Below are 600 nucleotides of genomic sequence, written 5' to 3' on the forward strand. Positions count from 1 at the left end.
CCCGTGCTCCCCCTGTTCCCCCGTGCTTCCCCCCGCGATCCTCAGGCGACCAGTTCGCCGAAGGACTCCTCCTCGTCACGGCCGAAGCTGAGGACCTCGTCCTCGCGCAGCCGGCGGAGCGACCGCCAGATGCTCGACTTCACCGTGCCGACACTGATGCCGAGGATGTCCGCGATCTCCGGATCGGTGCGGCCCTCGTAGTAGCGCAGTACCAGCATCGTGCGCTGGAGCTCCGGAAGCCGGGCGAGCGCCTGCCAGAGCACCGCGCGCAGTTCCGTGCCGCGCATCGCGTCGGTGTCGCCCGCCGTCTCCGGCAGCTCCTCCGTCGGATACTCGTTGAGCTTGCGCCTGCGCCAGGCGCTGATGTGCAGATTGGTCATCGTGCGCCGCAGGTAGCCCCCGACCGCGGCCTTGTCGCTGATCCTGTCCCACGCCCGGTATGTCGAGAAGAGGGCGCTCTGGAGCAGGTCCTCGGCCTCGAACCGGTCGCCGGTGAGGTGGTAGGCGGTGGCGTACAGGGAGGCACGGCGCTCCTGGACGTAGGCGGTGAACGCCGCCTCGGCGTCCGCCCGCTCCGCCGGGAGCCTCCGCTCCCCCGAG

At 70.7% G+C, this 600-nt stretch carries 1 protein-coding gene; it reads right to left on the bottom strand.

Features of this window, described 5'->3' with window-relative positions:
* Positions 1-41 precede the first annotated feature (41 nt).
* A partial coding sequence (locus tag BFF77_RS32620) for a SigE family RNA polymerase sigma factor (RefSeq protein ID WP_066957186.1) occupies positions 42-600 on the bottom strand: 559 nt, incomplete at its 5' end.

The organism is Streptomyces lushanensis, assembly GCF_001700515.1.
Taxonomy (GTDB): domain Bacteria; phylum Actinomycetota; class Actinomycetes; order Streptomycetales; family Streptomycetaceae; genus Streptomyces; species Streptomyces lushanensis.